At 70.0% G+C, this 24,980-nt stretch carries 23 protein-coding genes; 10 read left to right on the forward strand and 13 right to left on the reverse strand.

All coding sequences use genetic code 11. The features are described from left to right. Positions 1–60: 60 nt before the first annotated feature. Both ACGFZQ_RS04150 and ACGFZQ_RS04155 read left to right on the forward strand, forming a co-directional pair. On the forward strand, positions 61–519 hold the full coding sequence (locus tag ACGFZQ_RS04150) for an RrF2 family transcriptional regulator (RefSeq protein WP_382526754.1): 459 nt from the start codon (positions 61–63) through the stop codon (positions 517–519). A 226-nt stretch (positions 520–745) separates the two neighbouring features. Next, the gene (locus ACGFZQ_RS04155) at positions 746–1,405 is read left to right on the forward strand and encodes a DUF4360 domain-containing protein (protein ID WP_351691974.1); all 660 of its coding nucleotides are present in this window, start codon (positions 746–748) and stop codon (positions 1,403–1,405) included. Here the strand turns inward: ACGFZQ_RS04155 and ACGFZQ_RS04160 are convergent. Both ACGFZQ_RS04160 and ACGFZQ_RS04165 read right to left on the reverse strand, forming a co-directional pair. Further along, positions 1,359–1,667 carry an Lrp/AsnC ligand binding domain-containing protein gene (locus ACGFZQ_RS04160; protein ID WP_393839062.1) on the reverse strand — a complete coding sequence of 103 codons (309 nt, stop codon included), beginning with the start codon at positions 1,665–1,667 and terminating at the stop codon, positions 1,359–1,361. The genes ACGFZQ_RS04155 and ACGFZQ_RS04160 overlap by 47 nt on opposite strands. Before the next feature lie 81 nt (positions 1,668–1,748). Next, complete coding sequence (locus ACGFZQ_RS04165; protein ID WP_393839063.1) at positions 1,749–2,735, reverse strand: GlxA family transcriptional regulator; 987 nt, start codon at positions 2,733–2,735, stop codon at positions 1,749–1,751. 96 nt (positions 2,736–2,831) lie between these two features. Here ACGFZQ_RS04165 and ACGFZQ_RS04170 point away from each other — a divergent pair, with 96 nt between their 5' ends. Beyond that, on the forward strand, positions 2,832–3,731 hold the full coding sequence (locus ACGFZQ_RS04170) for an aminoglycoside phosphotransferase family protein (protein ID WP_393839064.1): 900 nt from the start codon (positions 2,832–2,834) through the stop codon (positions 3,729–3,731). Positions 3,732–3,798: 67 nt separating this feature from the next. Here the strand turns inward: ACGFZQ_RS04170 and ACGFZQ_RS04175 are convergent, their stop codons facing one another. Together ACGFZQ_RS04175 and ACGFZQ_RS04180 are read right to left on the reverse strand one after the other, a co-directional pair. After that, positions 3,799–4,101 (reverse strand): maleylpyruvate isomerase N-terminal domain-containing protein, encoded by a 303-nt coding sequence (locus ACGFZQ_RS04175; RefSeq protein ID WP_393839238.1) that lies wholly within the window; start codon positions 4,099–4,101, stop codon positions 3,799–3,801. A 65-nt stretch (positions 4,102–4,166) separates the two neighbouring features. Further along, complete coding sequence (locus tag ACGFZQ_RS04180) at positions 4,167–4,409, reverse strand: hypothetical protein (protein ID WP_393839065.1); 243 nt, start codon at positions 4,407–4,409, stop codon at positions 4,167–4,169. Between the two features lie 59 nt (positions 4,410–4,468). On the opposite strand from ACGFZQ_RS04180, the gene ACGFZQ_RS04185 reads away from it, so the two are divergent. Both ACGFZQ_RS04185 and ACGFZQ_RS04190 read left to right on the forward strand, forming a co-directional pair. Further along, positions 4,469–6,808: a hypothetical protein gene (locus tag ACGFZQ_RS04185; RefSeq protein WP_393839066.1), complete on the forward strand. Its 2,340-nt coding sequence runs from the start codon at positions 4,469–4,471 to the stop codon at positions 6,806–6,808. After that, positions 6,805–8,034, forward strand: a complete 1,230-nt coding sequence (locus tag ACGFZQ_RS04190) for a peptidase S8 (protein WP_393839067.1) — start codon at positions 6,805–6,807, stop codon at positions 8,032–8,034. The genes ACGFZQ_RS04185 and ACGFZQ_RS04190 overlap by 4 nt, the downstream gene beginning before the upstream one ends. Before the next feature lie 159 nt (positions 8,035–8,193). On the opposite strand, the gene ACGFZQ_RS04195 is transcribed toward ACGFZQ_RS04190, so the two are convergent. The 3 genes from ACGFZQ_RS04195 to ACGFZQ_RS04205 form a co-directional block, all read right to left on the reverse strand. Further along, positions 8,194–8,724: a hypothetical protein gene (locus tag ACGFZQ_RS04195; RefSeq protein ID WP_393839068.1), complete on the reverse strand. Its 531-nt coding sequence runs from the start codon at positions 8,722–8,724 to the stop codon at positions 8,194–8,196. Between the two features lie 918 nt (positions 8,725–9,642). Further along, a complete protein-coding gene (locus tag ACGFZQ_RS04200; protein ID WP_393839069.1) occupies positions 9,643–9,885 on the reverse strand; it encodes a DUF397 domain-containing protein in 243 nt (80 codons plus the stop codon). Next, on the reverse strand, positions 9,882–10,712 hold the full coding sequence (locus ACGFZQ_RS04205) for a helix-turn-helix transcriptional regulator (protein WP_365795838.1): 831 nt from the start codon (positions 10,710–10,712) through the stop codon (positions 9,882–9,884). The genes ACGFZQ_RS04200 and ACGFZQ_RS04205 overlap by 4 nt, the downstream gene beginning before the upstream one ends. A 130-nt stretch (positions 10,713–10,842) precedes the next feature. On the opposite strand from ACGFZQ_RS04205, the gene ACGFZQ_RS04210 reads away from it, so the two are divergent. Then, complete coding sequence (locus ACGFZQ_RS04210; RefSeq protein ID WP_393839070.1) at positions 10,843–11,307, forward strand: ATP-binding protein; 465 nt, start codon at positions 10,843–10,845, stop codon at positions 11,305–11,307. Positions 11,308–11,344: 37 nt separating this feature from the next. Here the strand turns inward: ACGFZQ_RS04210 and ACGFZQ_RS04215 are convergent, their stop codons facing one another. Then, positions 11,345–12,103: an intradiol ring-cleavage dioxygenase gene (locus ACGFZQ_RS04215; RefSeq protein ID WP_393839071.1), complete on the reverse strand. Its 759-nt coding sequence runs from the start codon at positions 12,101–12,103 to the stop codon at positions 11,345–11,347. 257 nt (positions 12,104–12,360) lie between these two features. Between ACGFZQ_RS04215 and ACGFZQ_RS04220 the strand changes: the two genes are divergently transcribed. From ACGFZQ_RS04220 to ACGFZQ_RS04235, 4 genes are all read left to right on the forward strand, one after another. Then, entirely contained in the window at positions 12,361–13,587 is a 1,227-nt protein-coding gene (locus ACGFZQ_RS04220; RefSeq protein WP_393839072.1) for an acyl-CoA dehydrogenase family protein, read from the forward strand. A gap of 5 nt (positions 13,588–13,592) precedes the next feature. Continuing rightward, the gene (locus tag ACGFZQ_RS04225; protein ID WP_393839073.1) at positions 13,593–14,825 is read left to right on the forward strand and encodes a CaiB/BaiF CoA transferase family protein; all 1,233 of its coding nucleotides are present in this window, start codon (positions 13,593–13,595) and stop codon (positions 14,823–14,825) included. Between the two features lie 190 nt (positions 14,826–15,015). Beyond that, complete coding sequence (locus tag ACGFZQ_RS04230; RefSeq protein ID WP_393839074.1) at positions 15,016–15,936, forward strand: UTP--glucose-1-phosphate uridylyltransferase; 921 nt, start codon at positions 15,016–15,018, stop codon at positions 15,934–15,936. A 296-nt stretch (positions 15,937–16,232) separates the two neighbouring features. Beyond that, entirely contained in the window at positions 16,233–17,621 is a 1,389-nt protein-coding gene (locus ACGFZQ_RS04235) for a methyltransferase (protein WP_393839075.1), read from the forward strand. Between the two features lie 248 nt (positions 17,622–17,869). Here the strand turns inward: ACGFZQ_RS04235 and ACGFZQ_RS04240 are convergent, their stop codons facing one another. From ACGFZQ_RS04240 to chvE, 5 genes are all read right to left on the reverse strand, one after another. Then, entirely contained in the window at positions 17,870–19,552 is a 1,683-nt protein-coding gene (locus ACGFZQ_RS04240) for a pyridoxal phosphate-dependent aminotransferase (protein WP_393839076.1), read from the reverse strand. A 206-nt stretch (positions 19,553–19,758) separates the two neighbouring features. After that, positions 19,759–20,913 (reverse strand): aldose epimerase family protein, encoded by a 1,155-nt coding sequence (locus ACGFZQ_RS04245; RefSeq protein WP_393839077.1) that lies wholly within the window; start codon positions 20,911–20,913, stop codon positions 19,759–19,761. A gap of 52 nt (positions 20,914–20,965) precedes the next feature. Continuing rightward, the gene (gene mmsB / locus ACGFZQ_RS04250) at positions 20,966–22,210 is read right to left on the reverse strand and encodes a multiple monosaccharide ABC transporter permease (RefSeq protein ID WP_393839078.1); all 1,245 of its coding nucleotides are present in this window, start codon (positions 22,208–22,210) and stop codon (positions 20,966–20,968) included. After that, positions 22,207–23,757: a multiple monosaccharide ABC transporter ATP-binding protein gene (gene mmsA, locus ACGFZQ_RS04255; RefSeq protein ID WP_393839079.1), complete on the reverse strand. Its 1,551-nt coding sequence runs from the start codon at positions 23,755–23,757 to the stop codon at positions 22,207–22,209. Before mmsA ends, mmsB begins: the two co-directional genes overlap by 4 nt. 43 nt (positions 23,758–23,800) lie before the next feature. Next, complete coding sequence (chvE, locus tag ACGFZQ_RS04260) at positions 23,801–24,910, reverse strand: multiple monosaccharide ABC transporter substrate-binding protein (protein WP_393839080.1); 1,110 nt, start codon at positions 24,908–24,910, stop codon at positions 23,801–23,803. Positions 24,911–24,980 lie beyond the last annotated feature (70 nt).

Consider the following 24,980-nt stretch of genomic DNA (forward strand, 5'->3'; position numbering starts at 1 on the left):
GCGATCTTACGGGGCGCGGGTGCGCCCATTGTCCACGGGAGGACGCCCCACAATGGACGCATGAGGATCTCGGCACGAGCGGATTACGCGGTACGGGCGGTACTGGAGCTCGCCGTACGGCAGGACGACGGCCCGGTGAAGGCCGAGGAGATCGCCGGGGCGCAGGAGATCCCGCACAAATTCCTGGAGGGAATTCTGGGTGACCTCCGGCGCGCCGGGATCGTCGACAGCCGGCGTGGCGGGGGCGGCGGCTACCGGCTGGCGCGGGACGCGTCCGCGATCACCGTGGCGGACCTCATCCGGGCGGTGGACGGCCCGATCGTCTCGGTACGCGGCGAACGCCCGACGGGTCTGGCCTACACCGGCACCGCCCAGCCCCTGCTGCCCCTGTGGATCGCGCTGCGCGCGAACGTCCGCCGGATCCTCGAAGGGGTCACCGTGGCGGACATCGCGGCGGACGCCCTCCCGGAGCCGGTCCGGGCCCTGGCCGCGGAACCGGCGGCATGGGAGAACCCGTAGGGGTGCGGGCGGGCGTTGACGGGGCTGTGAAATCCGCCGTTGTGAATGGCCGGAGTTCGCCCTGACCGCTCGGTGTGGGGGTTCCTACGATGCGAGCGCCTCGTTCTCCACAGGAAACTCACAGGTTCTTCAAAGGTGAACCATACCGAACGCTGAAGGGCGTGCGGGTCCTGGGCCGAGGTGTCACCCCCCACCCGATCACCGAACCGGAGAAACCATGAAACCCATGAGGCATGGACTCCTGCTCGGCGGAGCGCTCACCGCGCTGCTCACCGCCGGGTTGCCCGCTCAGGCCAACGCCTCGTCGTCGCCCGTCTTCGACGACCCGCCGCCGGACAAGATCGTGATCAACGTCGCCACGGTGAACGGCTCCGGCTGTCCGCAGGGCACCACCGCCGTCGCCGTCTCCGAGGACAACGAGGCCTTCACCGTCACCTACAGCGACTACCTCGCCCAGGCCGGCGGCAACTCCGACCCCACCGCCTTCCGACGCAACTGCCAGCTCAACCTGGTCGTTCATGTGCCGGGCGGCTTCACCTACGCCATCGCCAGCGCCGACTACCGCGGCTTCGCCTCCCTCCAGCAGGGCGCCACCGGTACCCAGCGCGCCTCGTACTACTTCCAGGGCTCCTCCAACACGGCCTCCGCGAACCACCCCTTCCGGGGCCCCTACGACGACAACTGGCAGGCCACCGACACCACCGACTGGGCCCAGCTGGTCTGGGCGCCCTGCGGGGTCCAGCGCAACTTCAACATCAACACCGAGCTGCGGGTGACCGCCGGCAGCGCGAACCCCGGCAAGGTCAGCTTCATGACCATGGACTCCACCGACGGTGAGATCAGCACCGTCTACCACCTGGCCTGGAAGGAGTGCCCCGCCAAGTAGTCCGCGCCCCGCTCACAGGCTCCCCGGGCGGACCAGCCCGGTTGACCCCCGTCAGGATGGGCGTGACCTCGATGGTCGTGACGTGTTCGAGCGCGCCGACGGTCTCGCTCAGGAAGACGTAGAGCGCGTCGAGGTCGGCCGCGGCGGCCGCCACCAGCAGGTTGGCGGAGCCGGTGGTCGCCGAGGCGAACCGCACCTGTGGATGGCGGCTGAGCCGCCGGCCGGTCTCCTCCAGGCCGCCGGGGGGGCCACCGTCATCCACAACAACGCCTCGGTACGGATGCCCAGCCGGGCGACCTCGACGTCGACGGCGGCTGGAACGCCTGACCCGGTCGCACGGTGCTCAGCCCCGGGCCGCGGCCGTCTCCCGGAACGTGTTCCGGTACGCCTGCGGGGACACCCCTATCGCCGCGTGCAGGTGCTGCCGCAGGGACGTGCCGGTGGCGAAGCCGACCTCCGCGGCGATCCGGTCGATCGCCAGGTCGCTGGTCTCCAGCAGGTAGCGGGCCCGGTGCACCCGCTGCTGGATCAGCCAGCGGCCGGGGCTGACACCGGTCTCGTCCAGGAAGCGGCGCGCGAAGGTGCGCTGGCTCATCCGGGCGTGCTCCGCCAACTCCCGCAGGGCCAGCGGCCGTTCGAGGTTCTCCAGGGCCCAGGCCCGGGTGGCCGCGGTCCCGGTGGCGCTCTCGTCCGGCACCGGCTGCTCGATGTACTGCGCCTGGCCGCCGTCCCGCCACGGCGGTACGACACACTGCCGGGCCACGCTGTTGGCGACCGCGCTGCCGTGGTCGGAGCGGACGACGTGCAGACAGACGTCGACACCGGAGGCGGCGCCCGCGGAGGTCAGCACGTCACCGTCGTCGATGAACAGCACATCGGGATCCAGCGCGACCTGCGGGAACATCCGCCGGAACCGGGGCGCCAGCGCCCAGTGCGTCGTAGCGGGCCGCCCGTCGAGCAGCCCGGCCGCCGCGAGCGTGAACGCCCCCGTGCAGATGGAGACGATCCGGGCACCGGGCCGGATCCGCCCGAGCGCGGCGGCGACCGGCCCGGGCAGCTCGTCCGCGATCCGCGACATGTCGTACGGCGGTACGACCACGGTGTCCGCGCTCTCCAGCACCTCGGGCCCGTGCCCGACGGTGACCGTGAAGTCGGCGTTGGTCGCCACCGTACGGTCGTCGGTCGCCGCGCAGGTCAGCACCTCGTAGGCGCCGGGGACGCACGGGAAGACCCGGTTCGGGATGCCCAGCTCGAAGGGGTAGACCCCGTCGAGGGCGAGCACGACGACCCGGTGGGGCCGGGTCTTCAGGAAGTCTATGTCGGCGGACATGGCACGATTCTATCGCCAGCCTCCCATGTGGCCATCGCGCGTCCCGCCCCGAAAGGCGTTTGACGCCTTCCGGCGCCCGGTGATCCGATGACACGCATGAGTACAGGGCGGCCGCATCCCGGCATGCACCCCATCGACGACGGCCTTGTACGACGGCTGATCGCCGGGCAGTTCCCGCAGTGGGCGGGGCCGGAGGTGCGGCGCTGGCCGTCCGGCGGCACCGTCAACGCCATGTACCGGCTCGGCGACGACATGGTCGTGCGGCTCCCGCTGGTGAAGGGCGGGGCCGAGGACGTGTCGAGGGAGCGGGAGTGGCTGCCCCGCCTCGCACCCCACCTGCCCGTTCGCATCCCCGAGGTGCTCGGCGCCGGGGAGCCGGCCGAGGGGTATCCGTGGCCGTGGTCGGTCTACCGATGGCTGCCGGGGGAGCTTCCCGAACCGGGCGCCCTGAGCGAGCCCGTGCGGCTCGCCGAGGACCTGGCCGCGTTCGTGACGGCGATGCGCGGCATCCCGCTGCCGGCCGCGCCGCGGGCGTACCGGGGCGGGCCGCTCTCCTCGCTCGACGCGGGGACCCGGGCGGCGATTGAGCAACTGCGTGGTATCCCGCAGGAGGGCGTCGACTGCGATGCCGTGGCCGCCGTGTGGGAGGAGGCGCTGCGGGTCCCGGACGGCGACGGACCGCCGGTATGGCTGCACGCCGACCTGATGCCGGGCAACCTGCTGGTCGACGGCGGCAGGCTGGTTTCCGTCATCGACTTCGGGTGCGCGGGGGTGGGCGACCCGGCCTGCGACCTGTTCCCGGCGTGGAACCTGCTGCCGCCCGAGGGCCGGAAAGCCTTCCGCGAGGCCCTCGCCGTGGACGACGCGACCTGGCTCCGCGGCCGGGCCCGTACCCTCTCCCAGGCGCTGATCGCACTGCCGTACTACCGGGACACCAACCCCGCGATGGCCCGCAACGCCCGGCACGTGATCCGGGCGGTACTGGACGAAGGCTGAGGAAGCCGGAGACCGTCCCATGCCGAGACCCGCCCGATGCCCGACCGCCGCGGCCCACGGGGCGGCGTCATCCCAGAAACAGCGGCAGTCTCCCGCCCCAGTCGCCCAGCGCCGCCCGCTCCGACTCGGTCGGCGCGCGGCGGCCGGTGCCGATCAGCAGAGCGTCCGCGTCGGACAGTGACCCGGGGAAAGCCGCACCGGCGATCTCCTCCAGCATCGCCCGGGCCCCTGCGAGGCTCTCGGCGGGCGTGACAAGGGTGTTCAGAACATCCTGGGCATCGACGACCAGGTGACAGACCAGGTCCCGCACCAGCCAGCCCTTGCACCCCGAGGGCTGTGCGAAGTCCTCGTCCGGGAGTTCGGCGACCAGAAGAACTCCGGCACATACGCGCGAGTGCTCGGCGGTGTCGCCGTTCTCCCTGACCCCGTCCGGCGTCACGCGCCGCGGCGAAAACCGGACGCTGTGGTGGTGCGGAGCGACGCGAGGTTGCCGTGCTCGGGCAACGACCGCCCACGGAAGGCCATCTGACGGTCCGTCGGAATCTGGAGTCCGGGCGACGCGGCGTTCTTGTGCGATCCCTCCCGCGTCCCGATACTGATCGCGAACCACGCGCCAAAGGCGGCGTGCTTGCCCCAGTTGAAGGTCACGACTTCGGGTGCAAAGTCGCCGTCGCGCACGAAGTGTGGCCTCTCTGCGGTGAGTTCTCATGCCCGAACCCGAGGAGGCTGCACACCCGATGCCGTTCCCCCTGCTCAGACCCCCGAAGAAACACGCCGACCGGCGTCGTCTCGCCGCCGTCGCCGTCGGCCTGGCCTGCGCTCTCCTGACCACCCTTCCCGCCGCGGCGGACACCGGTACCGGCACGGTCGCCACCTCGTTGACGGCGAGCGGTGTCAGCACCGACACGACGACCGTCACGCTGGTGACGGGCGACCAGATCGTCGTGACCACCCGGCCCGGTCAGCGGCCCACGTACACCGTGCTCCCCGCCGCGGGCGAGGACGGCGCCGTCGAGTCCTACGACGACGCGTCCGGCGACCACTACGCCATCCCCGCGGTGGCGATGCCCTACCTGGGCAACGGACTCGACCTCTCGCTCTTCGACGTCACCCGGCTCGCACAGGACCAGGCAGGTTCCGGCACCGTCGGCGCAGCCTCTGACAACGTTGCCGGCGCCGACGGCGGCCGCATATCCGTCGACCTGTCCTTCGCCCCGGGCACGACGCCGACCGGGCCCGCGGGAGTCACCCTGACCTCCGTGTCCGGTACCACCGCGCAGGGGTATCTGACCGCCTCCTCGGGCACCGCGTTGACCGCGGCGCTGCGCAGGGCGATCGGCACCGACGTGGCCGCGGGCCGTCAGCCGGGCAGCACACCGCTGTTCGACGGGCTGACCTCGATGGGCCTGACCGGCGCGCACGCCGAAGGCACACCCGACGGAACCGTCAGCCCCAAGTACCCCCTGAAGATCCTGCAGATCGACGCGACGGGGCTGACCGGTCTGCCGGCCAACGCCTACCTGCAGCTGTACAACACGGATTCGTTCACGCGCGAGATCACCCCCGTCACCGTGGTGAACGGCGTCGCGCGCGTCGCGGTACCGGCCGGGAACTACGGGCTCTACGGCCTCTTCTACGACTACGACGCGCAGGGCCGGCTGTCCGCCGTCCGCCAGTTCACCCTCAGCGACTTCACCGTGTCCGCCACCGGGACCACCACGGTGTCGCTCGACGAGACCACCGCGAGCTCCCTGTTCTCGGTCCGGACACCTCGTCCGGCGGTCCAGGACATCCTCATGGCGCACTACTTCCGGCGGGACGCGACCGGCGCCCTGACGAGCATGCTGCTGACGATGTGGGGCAGCACCCCGCTGTACACCAACGCACAGCCCGCCGCCGAGGTCGGTGAGATCCACGACGTCATCCAGTGGGGTGCCACGGCGACCACGGCGAGCGACGCGTACCGCTACGACCTGGCGTACGGGTCGGACGGGGTGCCCGCGGACCAGACGCATGTGGAGACGGCGCGCACGCTCGCCACGGTGCATCAGCACTTCGCCATCGACCCGGCGGCGAACAACACGTACCACGGCTCCCTGCTGAGCGGCTTCGTCGACCCCTACAACGCCGTCGGCGGGGCCACGCAGGTCAGCCCGTGGAACGGGCAGCAGTGGCCCGCCGACCTGACGGAGTACCTCGGCACGGGTGACGGCGGCACCTGGGCGCAGATGGCCAGTTCCCCGGGCGCCGTGTGGCAGTACGCCGATCCCGTCACCTTCGCCGGCGGCCGCTCGTACTCGGTGGACTGGAACCACGGCCCGCTGAAGCCCGCGCTCGGCCGGCACGTCGGCTACCAGTTCTGCTACGCCTGCGCGGCGGGTTCGAACCTCACGATGATCCTGGATCCGGCGGTCGACAGCGTCTCGACGCACGTCGGCTTCTACGCGTTCGTGACGGTGCCGCAGCACTTCACCCTGTACGCGGACGGGCAGCGGGTCTTCGACTCGACGAACCAGTACGGTGTCGAGATCAAGGGGGCGCCGACGACGCCGACGACCTACCGCACGGTGTACGACACCGACCTGAGCGCCAATCCGGCGTTCAGCCAGTCGACCAGGACACACACCGACCTGACGTTCCGGTATGTCCCGCGCACGGGTGGCGGCAGCGCGCTGCCCGACACGGACACCTGCTTCGGCGAGTCGGCGGACACCCCCTGCCAGATCCTCCCCGCCCTCACCCTCGGCTACCGGCTGACCTCCGACAACAACAACACGAGTGACCAGCTGATCCAGACCATGCGGCTCGACGTCGGCCATGTCTCCTACGACGGCGCCGGCTCGCACTCCCGGATCACCTCGGCGAAGGTGTCCGTCTCCTACGACGGAGGCACCACCTGGAAGCCCGCGCTCGTCGTGGGCCTGAACGGGACCTACCAGGCCGCCTGGCTCAACCCGGTCTCCGCGCACGGCACTTCACCCGCGATCAAGGTGACCGCGACCGACGCGGCCGGCGGCTCGATCACCCAGACCATCACCAGCGCGTACACCGTCGCCGCCAGTGGAGGTACCCGATGACCCCGGCGACCCCGGCCCGTATCCGGGCCCTGCTGGTGGCCCTGACCGCCGCGGTGGCGGCCACGACCGCGTCCACGGCGCACGCCACCTCGGCGAGTGTGACCCCGGCGTGCGGCGCCGCGAGCCCCGGCTTCGCGCGGTGCTTCTCCCTGGTCCGCACCGACATCGACGGCGGCAAGGGGGTCCGGGGCCCGAACGCCGCGGGCAGTACGACCGCGACCGCCACCACCCTGCCCAGCGGATACGGTCCCGCCGACCTGGACGCGGCCTACAACCTGCCGAGTTCGGGCGGCGCGGACCAGACGGTGGCGGTCGTCGACGCCGGCGACGACCCGAAGGCCGAGGCCGATCTGGCGGTGTACCGGCAGACGTACGGCCTGCCGCCCTGCACGACGGCCAACGGCTGCTTCCGCAAGGTCAATCAGCGGGGGCAGAGCGCACCGCTGCCGGTCGACCGCGGCTGGGGCGTCGAGATCTCCCTCGACCTGGACATGGTGTCCGCGGCCTGTCCGGACTGTCACATCCTGCTCGTCGAGGGCGACGACGCGAGCGTCGCCAACCTGTCCCAGGCCGTGGACACCGCCGTCGCGCTGGGCGCCACCGAGGTGTCCAACAGCTACGGCACGGCCGAGGGGAACGGACTGCAGAGCTACTCGCCCTCCTACGCCCACCCGGGCGTGGCGATCACCGTGTCCTCCGGCGACTACGGGTACGGCGTGCCGAACTGGCCGGCCGATCTCACCAGTGTCACCGCGGTCGGCGGCACCTCGCTCAGCCGGGCGGGCAACGCCCGTGGCTGGACCGAACAGGCGTGGGGCAACCCCTACGGCGGCGCCGGCAGCGGCTGCTCGGCGTGGATCGACAAACCGGCCTGGCAGACCGACCAGAACTGCCCCGGCCGGATGGTCGCCGACGTCGCGGCGGTCGCCGACCCGCTGACGGGGCCTGCGGTGTACGACAGCTACGGCGGCTATGCCGGGTGGCTCGTCATCGGCGGCACCAGCGCGTCCGCGCCGTACATCGCCGGGGTCATCGCCCTGGCGGGCAACCCGGAGCGGTACGCGGACGCGTCGTACTTCTACGGCGGCACGGCGGGGCTCAACGACGTCGTGGGCGGCACCAACGCGGAGCGCGTGGACTGCGGCGGCGACTACCAGTGCAACGGGGTCACCGGCTACGACGGACCCACGGGCAACGGCTCGCCGAACGGCCTCGCGGCGTTCTGACTCTCGGTGGGGGCCGGCACCGACGGCCCCCACCAGCACCATTCGGGGTGCTCGAATCGCCTGGCACCTGGCTTCATCCGGTCATCGCCCGCAACGCCGCAGCCGTATGCGCGTCCGCCGGGAAGAAGGTCTCGATGGCGATGTGGCTGGTCCAGGGCCTCAGCCGGTCACGGGCTTGCCGAGGCGGATCCGGGTGTCGCAGCCGATGTCCTGGTGGTACGTGGTGGAGCCCTGCCGGTACTCGTAGTGGCAGGTGGTCAGGTCCCCGTGCACGGCGCCGGTCACCTTGACCCGGGCCTCGTAGTACAGGTCCGACAGGGCGTGCGCCTTGATCTGGATCGAACTGCCCTTGTGATCACCGGCACGGTCGACGTCTTCCGCGTCACCGACGGGCATCGCCCCTAAGCGGTGACCGCCGATGCCGGCGGAGCTGTTGATCCGGTACCCCGTGATCCGCAGCCCGGCCGGCACATGGACGATCTTCCCGCTGAGGACGGTGAGCGGCTTCCCCGACTTGTTCTCCATCTGCAGCATGCTCACCCAGTACTCCTTGCCGACCTGGGCGTGCTCGTACCCGGAGATGCCGTAGGCCTGCAGGCTGCCCTCCAGGGCCGTACCCCCGCCGTCGGAGCACGAGGTGAGGGCGGTGGCGCTCAGCGCCAGAAACACGGCGAAAAGGCGTCTGGACATGGCTGGATCTCCCCGGTGGACTCGCAGTGCCGGGATCAAATCACGCCGTTCACGGCATGTGGAGGTCGGGTGGAGGAAGAGTGTGCGAACAATGTGGCCATTTCGGTATGGCCATGTCGCGATCGGCAAGCAGACGAGGCGCCGGAGGCCCGCCGGTGTGTACGCCCGTCGGAGAAGGACCGTGAGGCCACCCGCTTCTCCGACCAGTGTCGTGCCTCCGCGCACCGAGTAAAGGGCGCTGCGCGTCGCCTTCGGCGATGGGCCTGCGGCCCACCCTTGACACGGTGCGCTCCAGCACGGGAGAGAAGCGTGCGGGCGGCCGGAGAGGAACGGGGGGCCGACCGGGGTGTTCCCAGCCGTGGGTCAAGTCCGCATCGACGTCGAGGGCGCGGTCGCGCCTCGCCGGCACGCCGGGCGGGCAAAGCGGCGAACGGCCGGTGGCGGGCGGACCGCTCTGCCCAGCCGCGGCGGGCCCCGCCGTTCCGGTGTCACGGGTTGATCGGAGGATTCGTGCCATCCGCACCCCGATCCATCCCCGCCTCACCTGGCAAACACCCCCCCTGCCTGGCACACATCCTCCAGTCACCACTCCGGGCGGTGCGTGAGGGGGACCGATGCGGAGCTGATCGCTCCGGCCCCGGCCTTCGGCCACTCACCACCAGTCCGTTCGCCGCTTGGCCGTCCCGGCGTGCTGGCGAGGCGCGATCGCGCCCCTTCACGCCGGACGCGTACGCAGCCGACCGTGGGGCCCGTTTGCCTGAGCCGCCCACTTTCCCGGGCTGCCCGCTCGCTTCTCCCCCGTGCTGGAGCGGCCCGTGTCAAGGGTGGGCCGCAGGCCCATCGCCGAAGGCGACGCGCAGCGCCCTTTACTCGGGTCGCGGAGGCACGACCATGAAAGAGAAGCGGGCGGCCCCACAGTCACTTTCCAGTGTGCGTAAGGAAGGTGGCCCAGGCGTGGGGGGAGAGGGCGAGCGCGGGGCCCTGGCGGTTCTTGGAGTCGCGGATGTGGATGGTGGTGGGGCAGGTGGCTACTTCGACGCAGTCGCCGTCACCGCTGCTGCTGTAGCTCGACTTGTACCAGTGGAGGGCGACCTCGACGCAGTCGCCCTCGCTGCCGCTGCTGTAGCTGCTCTTGAACCAGGTCAGTTCGGACGTGCTCATAGCGCTCCTCGCATCCGCTCCAACAGGGCCCTGGAGTCCCGGAGGCTGAGGGCCTGCGAGCGCAGTTTTCCATACCGCTGGTGGAGGACGCTGATCTCTTTCGGATCGGCGATGAGGCGGCCGTTCTTCTGGCCTTCCGAATAAGCGAACCACTGATTCTCGGGGGTCTCAAGCAGTTGCAACGGGCCATCCAGGCCGGCGTGCACGGGCTGCTGCAGAGGCATGATCTGGACCTCTACGTTCCGGTGGCGCTCGACCATCTCCAGTAGATGGTCGAGCAGCTCTCGGGTCACGTCGTCGCCGCCCGTTCGCCGCTCCAGCAGGGCCTGTTCGATGATGAAGCTGAACGCGCACGGTCGCTCCCGCCGGGTGGACAGCAGTTCCTGCCGGGCGATGCGTGCGGCCACCCGGTCGTCCAGTTCCTGGTCGTTGGGAATCGGCGGCACGCTCAATGACACCGCACGCGTGTACTGCTCTGTCTGCAACAGACCCGGCACGACTCGGCATTCGTAGGTGTAGAGGTTGATCGCCGTCGCCTCCATCCGAGCCCACCGCCGGAACCACGCCGCCAACCCCGGCTGCCGAGCGAGATGTCCCGCCGCCCGCCGCAAGGCCCCCGTATTCCCCAGCACCCCCTCCGACGCCTCCACCAACGACTCGTCCGGCATCCGCCTCCCCAACTCCACCGATGCCACCGTGTGTTTCGAGAACCGCACCTGTTCCGCGAACTCCTCCCTGCTCAACCCCGCGTGCTCGCGCAACGCCTGGAGCACCGCTCCGAAGGTCCGCAGACTGTCCGACGACTCCGGCTCCACTCCATCGCCCACGTAGGCCACCTCCCACCCCCCATGGTCACGGCCGGTGACCAGTACGGTCCAGTGCGTCACCGCGTACGCGGGCCCAGCGTACGCGGCTCTCAGCTGGAGAAGTGCTGGTCCGGGGCGGCAGATTGGGCGCATGGACGCTCCCCCCACCACCGTCACCGTGAGTCGAACACTCGCCCAGCGGCTCAGTGCCACCCCGCGTGGCGCCCGGCTCGCCCGTCATCTCGCCGTCGCCCAACTCCACGCGTGGGGCGGGCCGTTCGCGGCGGCGGAGGTGATCGACAAGGTGTCGGTGATCGTCGCGGAGCTGGCGGCCAACGCCGTGACGCACGGGCGGGTGCCGGGGCGGGACTTCGAGCTGCGGGTGTCGCTGGTGACGGGGAGCGTGCGGGTCGAGGTCACGGACACCCTGGCCGAACGGCGGCCGCCCGCACCCGGCGTCGTACGGCCGGCCGGGCCGCTGGACGACGGCGGGCGCGGGCTCGTGCTGGTGGACGCGCTGGCCGATCGGTGGGAGGTGCTGAGCAGGGACTGCGCCGACGCACCGGGCAAGACCGTACGGGCCGAGGTGGACCTGCCGTTCCGGCGCAGAGCCTGAGCGGGGCCCCGGGGGACGTGCCCCCGGGGCCCGGGCGTCAGCTGGAGACGCCGAGGGTGAGCGTGCCGGTGTAGCCGGCGGTGGTGGAGCCGGTGACGGTCATCAGGCCGGAGGTGGCGCCACCGTCGTCGTAGATGGAGTCCTGGGCGAGGGTGGTGCGGGTGACCGTGTTGGTCGAGTAGGGCGAGACCTTGGCGACCGCCGTGGTGATGGTCTCGTTGATGAAGAGCTGGCCCGTGTGCAGGGTCGTACCGCCGGTGAAGGAGCCGTCGGAGGTCAGGGTGACGCCCGTGTGGACCTTCACGTGGATGTGGATGGCGCGGCCCCGGTACCAGCCCGGGTAGATGGTGGTGATGTTGGCGACGCCGCTGGAGTTGGTGAGCACGCCGCCGCGCAGGAAGGTGCCGTCGTCGGCCTCGTTGTGGCCGTTGTTCCCGACGTACCCGGAGTACTCGCCGAGCGCGTCGGAGTGCCAGACCTCCACGAGGGCGTTGGGGATGACGGTGCAGGCGGAGTTGACGACGGTGAGGACGAGCTTGAGCGCGATGCCCGCCTTGCCTTCGGTGATGTCGGTGCGGACCAGCGCGCCGTCGAGGTAGTAGGGGCCTTCGGTCAGCTCCTCCGTGAGCGTGCAGACCGCCGCGGCGGCGGCCGGCTTGAGGTCGGGGGCGGCGACTGCCGCGGGGGCCTCGGTCGAGACCGCTGCACCTACGGCCAGGGCAGCGGCGGTCGTACCGGTGGCGACGAGTACGGTACGGCGCCCGACGGAGCGGGCACCTTCTGAGGTGTCTGTCATGGACACGGCACCGTAGGAACGGTTGCTGTCGGAAAGCTGTCAGTTCGGCAAAGTGAACAACCGTCAAGTCCTGAGTTGAGACAGCCGGACGGACGATCCCTGTTCGGCGCCACGGAACGCGCCGGTACCGGGCACGAAGGGGGCCATTAGGGTCGTTCGCCGCGACGAGGGCGCCCCCTGAACGGCGAGGGCTCGCGGGAATCGGTGCGGGATCCGGGTCTAATCGCGCCAGAGAACCGTGCCGGAGGAGGACTTCCATGGGTGCCACCCCGCTGCTGCCGACACCGTCCGGTCCCTACCTGGACAAAGGGCGGCTGCCCGCCGATTTCTACTCCTTCGAGGAACTGCTGACGGACGGCGAGCGGGAGAAGATCGAGCGCGTCCGCGAATTCCTCAACACGCAGGCCGCTCCCCTCGTCGACGACTACTGGGCGCGGGCCGAGTTCCCCTTCCAGCTGGTGGCGGGATTCGGCGGGCTCGGGCTGGTGGACTGGGCGGACCCGGCCTCCGCGGAATCCAAGCCGAGCAATCTCCTCTCGGGATTCCTCGCGCTGGAATTCGGTCATGTCGACGCGTCCCTGGCGACCTTCTCCGGCGTGCACACGGGGCTCGCCATGGGCTCGATCCTCGCCTGCGGCTCCGAGGAGCAGAAGCAGCGGTGGCTGCCGGCGATGAGCCGCTTCGAGAAGATCGGCGCCTTCGGGCTCACCGAGCCGCACGGCGGTTCCGACGTGGCCGGCGGCCTGAAGACGACCGCGCGCCGCGACGGCGACGGCTGGATCCTCGACGGGGCCAAGCGGTGGATCGGCAACGCGACCTTCGCCGACCTGGTCGTCATCTGGGCGCGGGACACGGAGACGAACCACGTGCTGGGCTTCGTCGTGGAGAAGGACACCCCCGGGTTCACGGCGACGAAGATCGAGAACAAGATGGCGCTGCGGATCGTGCAGAACGCCGACATCGTGCTCGACGGCTGTCGCGTTCCCGAGGCCAACCGGCTGCAGAACGCGAACTCGTTCAAGGACACCGCCGGCATCCTGCGGCAGACCCGCAGCGGGGTGGCCTGGCAGGCCGTGGGGGTGATGTTCGGCGCCTACGAGATCGCGTTGCAGTACGCAAAGGAACGCGAGCAGTTCGGGCGACCGATCGGCGGCTTCCAGCTCGTCCAGGACCTGCTGGTGAAGATGCTCGGCAACGCCACCGCCTCGTGCGGGATGGTGGTGCGCCTGGCCCAGTTGCAGGACGCCGGGATCTACAAGGACGAGCACTCCGCCCTGGCGAAGGCGTACTGCACCGTGCGGATGCGGGAGAGCGTCGGGTGGGCCCGGGAGCTGCTGGCCGGCAACGGCATCGTCCTGGACTACAAGGTCGGCCGGTTCGTCGCCGACGCCGAGGCCCTCTACTCGTACGAGGGCACGCGGGAGATCCAGACCCTGATCGTGGGACGCGCCGTCACCGGCGGCCTGAGCGCCTTCGTGAAGTGATGACGATGACCACCGAATCCGTCTTCACCGGCCTGAAGGTCCTCGACGCGTCCTCGTTCATCGCGGGACCGGCCGCGGCCACCGTGCTCTCCGACTTCGGAGCGGACGTCATCAAGATCGAGCCGCCGGGTGCCGGCGACCCCCAGCGGCGGCTGAGCTCCGTGCCGCCCAGCCCGCGGGCGGAGGCGAACTACAGCTGGCACCTCGCCAACCGCAACAAACGGGGCATGGTGCTGGACCTGAAGGCGCCGACGGCCGTCGAGGTCCTCAAGCGGCTCGTCGAATGGGCCGACGTGGTGATCACCAACTTCCCGCACGGCACCCGCGAGAAGCTGCACCTCGGCTACGAGGAGGTCTCCGGCTGGAACCCGAGGGTCGTCTACGCCGACCTCACCGGCTTCGGGGACACCGGCCCCGACGCCCGGCAGCCGGGCTTCGACCTGACCGCCTTCTGGTCGCGCAGCGGCCTGCTGGCCTCCACCCGCGACGCGGGCGCCCCGCCGACCGTGCCGGTCTGGGGCAGCGGCGACTACACGACGGCGATCGCCATCTACGCGGCGATCACGACCGCCCTCTACCGCCGCGAGCGCACGGGACAAGGGGCCGACGTCGGGACGTCACTGCTCGCCACGGGCGTCTGGGCCACCGGAACCCTCGTGGCCGCCGCCCTCGCCGACGGCACCCCCTTCGAGCTGCACGACCGCAAGGCCCCGGCGAACCCGCTGAACAACCCCTACCGGACCGCGGACGGCGAGTGGCTCATGCTGGTCGCCTCACCCGCGCGCTGGCAGGGACTCGCACGCGCCGTCGGACACCCCGAACTGCTGGAGGACCCCCGCTTCGCCGACCTGGAGGGTCTGATCCGGCACACCTCCGCACTGGCCGAGCTGCTCGACACCGCGTTCCGCTCGCGGCCCTTCGCCCACTGGAAGGACGCACTGGACCGGGAACGCATCACCTACAGCCTCATCCAGACACCGGAAGAGGCCGCGCGGGACCCGCAGCTGCGCGCGAACGACATCGTCGTACCGCTGGAAGGGGTCAGCGGACTGGCGGAGACCGTCAACAGCCCGGTCACCCTCCGAGGGGTGCCGAAGGTGCCGGCGAGACGGGCGCCGGAGCTGGGTGAGCACAACGACGAGATCCTCGCCGAGCTGGGCTTCGGCCCCGCCGAGATCGCCGAGCTGCGCGCCCGGGGAGCGGTTCCCGCCCCGGCGGAGACGGAGCCGCCGCGATGAGCACGGCGCCGGAGGAGTCCGCGGACCGGGTCGTCCCTCCCCCTTCACCTCCCCCTTCACCTTTCTCTTCACCTCGGCTTCGCCCGGAAATCGTCTGGACGAAGGTCTCCGGCCGGTCGGCGTTCACCAGGTGACACGGGACCCGTTGATAGCGTCGGCGTACCCGTGCCGTCCGACCGAGAGAGACCTGATGCCTCCGACGATCCGCAGGGCCGTGATCCCCGCCGCCGGACTCGGCTCCCGTCTGCTGCCGCTGACGAAGGCCACGCCGAAGGAGATGCTCCCGGTCGGCGACAAACCGGTGATCGAGCACACCGTGCGGGAGCTGGTGGACTCCGGCATCACCGACATCACCATCGTCGTCTCGGGCGGCAAGAGCCTGATCCAGGACCACTTCCGGCCCAACCCCGGGCTCGTGGAGCAGCTGCGCGCCGACGGGAAGCCCGCCTACGCGGACGCCGTCGAGGAGGTCGCCGAGCTGGCCCGCCGTGGTCACATCACCTACCTCGACCAGTACGGCCCGTACGGCAACGGCACGCCCGTGCTGAACGCCGCCCGCTCCTTCGGCGACGAGCCCGTCCTGGTGCTCTGGCCCGACGACGTGTTCGTCGCCGACGTCCCCCGCTCCCAGCAGCTGATCCGCGCCTACGAGCAGACCGGCTGCCCGGTGCTGGCCCTGCTGCCGATGGACCCCGCCGACTCCCAGCGCTACGGCGTGCCCATAGTCAAGGAGGACCTCGGCGACGGCCAGCTGCGCATCACCGGCCTGGTGGAGAAGCCCGCGCCGGCCGACGCACCGTCCCCGTACGCGGCCATCGGCGGTTACGTCATCACCCCCGGCATCGTCGACGAACTGCGCGAACAGACCCGCCGCTGGTACGAGCACCGCACCGGCGAGGTGTACCTGACCGACGCCATCAACGCCTACGCCGCCAGCCGGGCCGTGTACGGGCAGGTCATCCGGGGCCGCTGGTACGACACCGGCAACCCCGCCGACTACCTCGTCGCCCAGATGGCCTTCGCCCTCTCCCACCCCGAGTACGGGCCCGTCCTGCGCGGCCTGGTCCGCGGGCTCGACGAGGAGCAGGAGGACGCGCCGGATACGGTATGATCGTCTCAGAGCTGGTCACCGCAAAACCCGGTGGCTGGTAGTGCGTTGGTGGTCCAAGGAAAGACGCCCCGCTTCCTGCGGGGAAATGCAGGTGCAAGGCCTGCCCGGCGCTCCATCCGGTGCCCGTCCGCATGATGCGGACGGGCACCGTGGCGTTTGCCCCCCGCCTCTCGGCGTTCATCGCCTCCGGCAACCCTTTCGGGCTAATCATCCCGCTTCAACCCCCTTTGGCCGCCTGTATCCAGGATTCGGCTGATATGAAACCTCCTGGTCAAAAGGAATCTTCGGGGGCGGGTATGACAACAGCACAGGTCGGTGTGGTGATCGTCGGCGCTGGACCGGCAGGGCTCGTGCTGGGCAATCTGCTCCTGGACCGCGGTGTCGACTGCGTGGTCGGGATCGTGTACGTGCCCGTCGCCGGGCGGACCGTGGAGATCTTCGCGCTGCCCGTGCCGCCCGGCTCCCCGCTGGAGACGGTCGCCGCCGACGAACGCGCCGCCGGCCACGAGTCCCACCACGCGTTCGCCGTGACCGCACCGGGACGGGTGATCCCCGCCGGACTGCGCACCCTGCTGACCGAACGCGCGGGCGCGGTCCCGGACGGCGGCGGCTACAACAAACACGAGAACGTCACCGTCCTCTACTTCCGCACCGCCCACCACCGCCGCTTCGAACTGCGCCTGCCCGGCCGCCACGACCCGGTGCCGGACACGACCCTCTCCCTCCTCGGCGTCACGACCGGCGCGTGGGCCACCCAAGCCGTCCGCACCATGGCCGAACTCCGCATCGCCGACCACCTCGCCGCCCGGCCGGGCCTGGACGCCGACACCCTCGCGGACCACACCGGCACCGACCCCGACGCCCTGCGCCGGCTCCTGCGCTACCTGGCCACCCTGGGCCTGCTGACCGCCTCGGCCGACGGCACCTACCACCTCACCGCCCTCGGCGAGCCCCTGCACACCGGCACCGAGTTCTCCCTGCACCCCCTCGCGCTGCTGTACGGCGGCCCGTTCTACGACTCCTTCGCCGGCCTGACGTACGCCGTACGCACCGGGCAGGAAGCTTTCGCCCACCGCTACGGACAGCACCACTTCCCCTACTTCGCCGAACACCCCGAACTCGGCGACCTCTTCCACCGGGCGATGGCCGCGAGCGCGGAGATGTTCACGCCGGTCCCCGACCTGGTCGACTTCTCCGGCGTACGGCGCGTGGTGGACGTGGGCGGCGGCAACGGCGCGCTGCTCGGCCGGGTCCTGCGGGCCCACGGCCATGTCGAGGGCGTCCTCCTGGAGCGACCGGAGGCCCTGGAGGCGGCCCGCTCGGAACTGGCCGACCTGACCGGCCGCTGCACCTTCGCCGCCGGCGACTTCACCGAGTCCGTCCCGGAGGGCGGCGACGTCTACCTCCTGTCCCGTGTCCTGCACGACTGGGACGACGAACGCTGCGTGACCATCCTGCGGCGCTGCGCCGAGGCGATGCGCGAGGGCAGCCAACTGCTCGTTGTGGAACGCCTGTTGCCCGGCAACAAAGCGGCAGCCTGGGACGTCCACATGCTGTGCAACGTGGGCGGCCGGGAGAGGGAGGAGGCCCATTACGGGCGCCTGCTGGAGGGGGCGGGCTTCAGGCCGACGGCCTGCTACGCGCTCCCCCTCGGAGCGTCGCTGTTGCACGCCGTGCGGGGCTGAGCACTCCACCGCGGGCCGGTGGGGGCGGGCCGCGCAGTTCCCCGCGCCCCTTACGGGGCACGGTTCCGGGTACGGTGCTGATCAGTTTGCGGTGGGGCAACGCGCCCCGACAGGGGCGCGGGGCTGTGTTGGATGTGCGGCTCCGCCGCGTGGGCGCGACCAGCAAGCGCCCCCTTCAGGGGCGCGGGGAACTGCGCGACCAGCCACGATGGCGCCGCACCCGATCTCGCACCGCACCCCTACGGCGTCTACCCGGCCTGCCCCATCCCCGCCGCGTTGGGCCAGCTCTGCGCGTTCGGCCACCCCGTGGCCGGCGCCGGGGCCAACGCGGGTGCCGGAGGTGCCGGCGCCGTCATCCCCCGCACCTGCGCGGCGGTCAGCCCACCCCGCGCCGGAACCCCGGTCGGGGTGGGCCCGGCCGGAGCAGGCGCCGGCACGGGAACCGGGGCCTGCTGCATGGGCATCTGCATCGGCGGCGCCTGCATCGGTGCCTGCATCGGCGGTACCTGCATGGGCGCCTGCATCTGCGCCACCATCGGCTGAGGCTGCTGCATGGCGGGCGCTGCCGCCGGCATCGGCATCCCGACGCCGCCCTGCTGGGCGGCGGCGGGGAGCGGCATGCCGACACCGGCGGCGGGAGCGGCGGCGAGACCCGGCCCCATGGCCGGCGCCGCCGCGAGACCGGGGCCGGGCCCCATACCGACGGCCTGCGCGAGCTGCATGCCCGCCCCGTTGGTCTCGCTCACCAGCCGGTCCACCGCCGCCGTACCCGAGCTGTAGCTGGTCCCATTGCCCAGCTCGGGCACGGCGGCTCCCCTCCTGGACCCGTAGAGCACCTGCTCCATGGCGGACACCAGGCGACGCACGTCCACCTCGGGGCGCACCACGAGTCTCAGGAAGCGGCTGGAAGACCCGATCTTGTTTCCGCACTCGCGGACCAGGATGCGATGCTCGGTGAGCATCCGGTCCCGGACCACCGTGCCCTCGGCGCCGACGGGAAGGCGCACGAAGAGGAAGTTGCCCTGCGAGGGATAGACGGTCAGACCGGGCAGGACGGAGAGCTGGCTGGCCATCTCCAGCCGGTCCTTGCGGACCTGGAGCAGGCTCTGCGCGTACTCGGCGCCGTGCTCCTTGAGCATGAAGACGACGTACTCGGCGAACGCGTTGAGGTTCCACTTCGGCAGCATCGAGCGGACCTTGCCGGCCAGCGAGGGGTTGGCGACCATGTAGCCGAACCGGATGCCGTGCAGACCGAAGTTCTTGCCGAGGCTGCGCAGCACGATGACGTTCGGCCGGAGCATCGCCTCCTGGACGACGCTGGGCTCGGCCTCGGCGTCGGCGAACTCCAGGAACGACTCGTCGATGACGATCAGGTCCAGGTCGGCCATGGCGTCCATGAACTGCACCAGCGCCTGCTTGTGGAGGAAGCCGCCGTCGGGGTTGTTGGGGTTGCAGATGACGGCGACCCGGGTGCCCCGCTTGCGGATGAACTCGGCGTACTGCGCGAGGTCGAGGGCGAAGCCGTTGGACTCCTGGAGCGGGAACATGTCGACGCGCTTGCCGGTCTCCATCGGCTGGTCGGTCCAGCGGCCGAAGGTGGGGACGGGGATGGCGAGGGACTCACGGACCAGCAGGTGGTCGATCCAGGTGATCAGCTCGGTGGAGCCGTTGCCCATGGCGACGGCCTGCGGCGGGAGCTGGAGGAGCTGGCACAGCTCGGCGGTGATGGTGTCGGCGCTGCTCGGGTAGAACGTGATGATGTCCTTGAGTCTGGACGCCATCGTTTCCATCATCGCCGGGGTGGGAAAGTACGGATTGCAGGGAATGCAGAAGTCAACGGGACCGGCACCCTCGCCTCCCTCACGGGTCAGCGCCGCCATCGACGGGCTGTGCGCACCGCTGCGGAACAACGAGGTGACGTTGCCGGCCATTGAACCTCCGTATGAGGCGGGCCCGGTGGGGACGACCGGGCCCGTCGTCTTGGGTGGCCCGCGCGGGGGAGCACGGGCCGCCCTTGAGTACGGAGGCGGGTGTTGCCCTGTTCAAGCGGTGTGAAAAAAGTGTGAGTTTACGTTTCTTCTTGGAACCGACCGCGCGTGGGCGCGACCAGCCCCTTACCGGCCGCGCCCACGCCCTCTCAGGCCCCGAAACTGTGAATCGTCCGGGACTTGTAGGTCTGCCCCGGCCGAAGCACCGTCGACGGGAAGCTCGCGTGGTTCGGCGAGTCAGGGAAGTGCTGGGTCTCCAGGCACAGCGCGTCCCCCTGCCGGTACGTCCGCCCACCCGTCCCCGTCAGCGTCCCGTCCAGGAAGTTCCCGGAGTAGAACTGCAGCCCCGGCTGGTCGGTCGCGATCTTCAGCCTGCGGCCCGACCGCGGGTCCCGCAGCGTCGCGACGTGCTCCGGCTTCGCGGTGATCCCCTTGTCGAGGACCCAGTTGTGGTCGTACCCCTTGGCCAGCACCTGCTGCGCGTGCCCGGCCCGGATGTCCCGCCCGATCGTCTTCGTCTCGCGGAAGTCGAAGGGCGTGCCGTGGACGGTGGCCAGCTCACCGGTCGGGATCAGCCCCGAGTCGGTCGGCGTGTACCGCCCCGCCGCGATCGTCAGCTCGTGGTCCTCGATGGTGCCGCTGCCCTCGCCGGCGAGGTTCCAGTAGACGTGGCTGGTGAGGTTGACGACCGTGGCCTTGTCGGTGGTGGCCCGGTAGTCGATGATCCACTCGCCGTGCTTGGTGAGGGTGTACGTCACCGTTGCCCTGAGCGTGCCCGGGTAGCCCATCTCCCCGTCGACGCTGGTGTAGTGCAGGACGAGGCCGACGTCCGAGCCCTTGGTGAACGGCTCGACGTCCCAGACGTGCTTGTCGAAGCCCTGGGTGCCGCCGTGCAGGCTGTTCACGCCGTCGTTGACGGAGAGCTGGTAGCTCTTGCCGTCCAGGGTGAACTGCCCCTTGCCGATCCGGTTGCCGTAGCGGCCGATCAGCGCGCCGAAGTACGGCGAACTGGCCACGTAGTCCGCGACGTCGTCGAAGCCGTTGACCACGTTGGCGTAGTGGCCGCGCCGGTCCGGGACCTCCAGGGTCTGGACGACACCGCCCCAGTTGAGGACCTTCAGCCGGGTGCCGCCGTTCTCCAGCGACCAGCGGTAGATCCTGGTGCCGTCGGCGAGCTTCCCGAAGGACTCCTTCACCGGCTTCCTGCCTCCCGAGGCGGCCTGCGCCGTACCCGCGCCGAGCGTGCTCGCGGCGATGCCCGCCGCCGCGGCTCCTGCGATGACCGTGCGTCTGTTCAGTTCCATGTGCGGCTCCCACAAAGGTGGGGCCCCGCCTTCCGGCGGGGCCCGAGCTGACTTACGAACCGGACTTGCGCTTGTTCCACACGTCGAATCCGACCGCCGCGAGGAGGGCGAGGCCCTTGATGACCTGCTGCCAGTCGGTGCCGACGCTGAGGAGGTTCATGCCGTTGTTCAGCACGCCGAGGACGAGACCGCCGATGATGGCACCGAGGATGGTGCCGACACCGCCGCTCATGGAGGCGCCGCCGATGAACGAGGAGGCGATCGCCTCCAGTTCGAAGCCGTCGCCCGCCTTCGGCGAGGCCGCGTTCAGCCGGGCGGCGACCACCAGACCGGCCAGGGCCGCGAGCACGCCCATGTTCAGGAAGACGTAGAAGGTGACCTTCTTGTCCTTGACGCCGGACAGCTTGGCCGCCGGCAGGTTGCCGCCGATCGCGTAGATGTGCCGGCCGAAGACCGCGTTGCGCATCACGTAGCCGTAGCCGACGACCAGCGCGCCCAGGACGATCAGGACGATCGGGGCGCCCTTGTAGCTGGCGAGCAGCATGGTGAGGACGAGGATCGCGGCGATCAGCGCGGTCAGCTTCAGCAGGAACAGCCGGGTGGGCGGCACGTCCAGGGCGAACTCCTGCTGGCGGCGCCGGTCGCGGAACTCCTGCCAGACCACGGCGGCGATCAGCACGATGCCCAGCAGCAGCGTGATGTTGTGGTAGTTGGTGTGCGGGCCCACCTCGGGGAGGAAGCCGTTGCCCAGGTTCTGCAGGCCGTTCGGGAACGGTCCGATGGTCTGGCCCTGGAGCAGGATCTCGGTGAGACCGCGGAAGAGCAGCATCCCGGCGAGGGTGACGATGAACGACGGTATGCCCAAGTAGGCGATCAGCACGCCCTGGAGCGAGCCGGCCACGGCACCCATCGCCAGGCACAGGACCAACGCCAGCGGCCAGGGAACTCCGTGATTGACCGTCAGCACGGCCGCGAAGGCGCCCACGAACGCCGTCAGCGATCCGACCGACAGGTCGATGTGCCCGGCGATGATCACCATCATCATGCCGATGGCCAGGATCAGGATGTAGCTGTTCTGCAGCACCAGGTTGGAGACGTTGCGCGGCAGCAGCAGGTCCCCGTCGGTCCACACGGCGAACAGGGCGACGATCAGGCCGAGCGCGATCAGCATGCCGTACTGGCGCATGTTGCGGCGCAGCCCGTCGAGGACCATCCGGAGCAGGTTCCCGTCGGCGGCCGATCCGCTCCTGCCCGGCGGCGCGGGCGCCGGGCTCTTGGCGGTGACATCCGTGCTCATCGCGTTACCTCTTTGTCCTTCGTCATATGGCGCATCAGCACTTCCTGCGTGGCCTCGGCCCGGGGCACCTCACCGGTCAGCCGGCCCGCGGCCATGGTGTAGATGCGGTCGCACATGCCGAGCAGTTCGGGCAGCTCGGAGGAGATGAAGACGACCGCCTTGCCCTGGGCGGCGAGCTGGTCGATGACCGTGTAGATCTCGTACTTGGCGCCGACGTCGATGCCGCGGGTCGGCTCGTCCAGGATCAGCACGTCCGGACCGGCGAAGATCCACTTGCTGAGGACGACCTTCTGCTGGTTGCCGCCCGACAGCTTGCCCACCGGCTCGAAGACCGTCGGCGCCTTGATGTTCATGGACTTGCGGTAGCCCTCGGAGACCTGCCGCTCCTCGTGTTCGTCCACGATCCCGCGCCTGGCGACCTTGTTCAGAGCGGTCAGCGAGATGTTGCGGTTGATGGTGTCGATGAGGTTGAGGCCGTAGTGCTTGCGGTCCTCGGTGACGTACGCGATGCCGTGCCCGACCGCCTCGGCGACCGACTTGGTACGGATCTCCGTGCCGTCCTTGAGGACCGAGCCGCCCGCGTAACGGCCGTAGGTCCGCCCGAAGACGCTCATCGCGAGTTCGGTGCGGCCGGCGCCCATCAGGCCCGCGATGCCGACGATCTCGCCGCGCCGGACATGGATCGACACGTCGTCGACGACCTTGCGTTCCTGGTCGATCGGGTGCCGCACGGTCCAGTCGCGGATCTCCAGGGCCGGTGCCGCGTCCTCCTCGCCCTCGTAGGGGGTGCGCTCGGGGAAGCGGTGGTCGAGGTCACGGCCGACCATGCCGGAGATGATCCGCTCCTCCGTCGTCCCCGCCGACTTCACGTCGAGGGTCTCGATGGAGTGGCCGTCGCGGATGATCGTCACCGAGTCGGCGACCCGGCGGATCTCGTTGAGCTTGTGCGAGATGATGATCGAGGTGATGCCCTGGTTCTTCAACTCCAGGATCAGGTCGAGGAGTTTGCCGCTGTCCTCGTCGTTCAGAGCCGCGGTCGGCTCGTCGAGGATGAGCAGCTTCACCTTCTTCGAGAGCGCCTTCGCGATCTCCACCAGCTGCTGCTTGCCCACGCCGATGTCGGTGACGCGGGTCTCCGGGTGGTCCTCCAGACCCACCCGGCGCAGCAGTTGGGTGGCGTGCCGCAGGGTCTCCCGCCAGTCGATGAACCCGCCCTTGGCGTGTTCGTTGCCGAGGAAGATGTTCTCCGCCAGCGAGAGGTACGGCGACAGCGCCAGCTCCTGGTGGATGATCACGATGCCGCGCTGCTCGCTCGCCCGGATGTCACCGAACTCGCACGGCTCGCCCTCGAAGAGGATCTCGCCCTCGTAACTGCCGTGCGGATGGACGCCGGAGAGGACCTTCATCAGGGTCGACTTGCCGGCGCCGTTCTCCCCGCAGATGGCGTGGACCTCGCCCTGGCGGACGGTCAGAGTGACGTCCGACAGCGCCTTGACGCCGGGAAAGGTCTTGACGATCGAGCGCATTTCCAGGACGGGTCCCGCCATGGTCTGCCTTCCAATCAGTGCTTGTCGATCAGGGACCGGCGGATTACTTGAGCTCGGCGTCGGTGTAGTAGCCACCCTTGACCAGGATGTCCTCGTAGTTGGACTTGTCGACGCTCACCGGCTGGAGCAGGTAGGCGGGGACGACCTTGGACCCGTTGTCGTACGTCTTGGTGTCGTTGACCTGCGGGGTCTTCTTGTTCAGGACGTCGTCGACCATGGTCGCGGCGACCTTGGCGAGCTGCCGGGTGTCCTTGTAGACGGTCTGCGTCTGCTCACCCGCGATGATCGACTTCACCGAGGCCAGCTCGGCGTCCTGGCCGGTGATGACGGGCAGCGGCTGGCTGCTGGACCCGTAGCCGTCCGACTTCAGCGCGGCGAGGATGCCGATCGAGATGCCGTCGTAGGGCGAGAGCACCGCGTTGACCTTGGCGGACTTGTAGGAGGAGGTGAGGATGTCCTCCATGCGCGACTGCGCGGTCGCGCCGTCCCAGCGGAGCGTGGTGACCTTGTTCAGCGCGGTCTGCCCGGACTTGACCACCAGCTGCTTCTTGTCGATGTACGGCTGGAGCACGCTCATCGCGCCGTTGAAGAAGTACTTGGTGTTGTTGTCGTCGTTGGAGCCGGCGAACAGCTCGATGTTGAACGGGCCCTTCTTGCCGCTGTCCAGGCCCAGCTTGTGCACGATGTACGTGCCCTGCTCGACACCGACCTTCTCGTTGTCGAAGGACGCGTAGTAGTCGACGTTCTTGGTACCGAGGATGAGGCGGTCGTAGGCGATGACCGGGATGTTGGCGTCCGCGGCCTCCTGGAGCACGTTGTTCAGGGACTTGTTGTCGATGGCCGCGATGATCAGGCCCTTGACGCCCTGCGTGATCAGGTTCTCGATCTGCGAGACCTGCTGGTCCGGGTCGTCCTCGCCGTAGACCAGCTTGGTCTTGTACCCCTTGGACTCCAGGTTCTTGACGACGTTCTTGCCGTCGGCGATCCAGCGCTCGGAGGACTTGGTCGGCATCGCGATGCCGATCGTGCCGCCCTTGGCGCTGCTGTTGTCGTCCTTGCTGCCGCCTTCGCTGCTCTGACCGCAGGCGGACAGGGTCAGGGCGAGGGAGGCGGCCCCGGCTATGAGGGTAAGGGCGCTTCTACGAGTGCGCATGTGATCGGTCCCTGTTCTTCTCGTCGTTGAGATGGACTTGCGAGATCGGTTGAAGCGTCCCGAGGGGCAA

This window comes from Streptomyces sp. NPDC048254 (assembly GCF_043201895.1).
Taxonomy (GTDB): Bacteria; Actinomycetota; Actinomycetes; order Streptomycetales; family Streptomycetaceae; genus Streptomyces.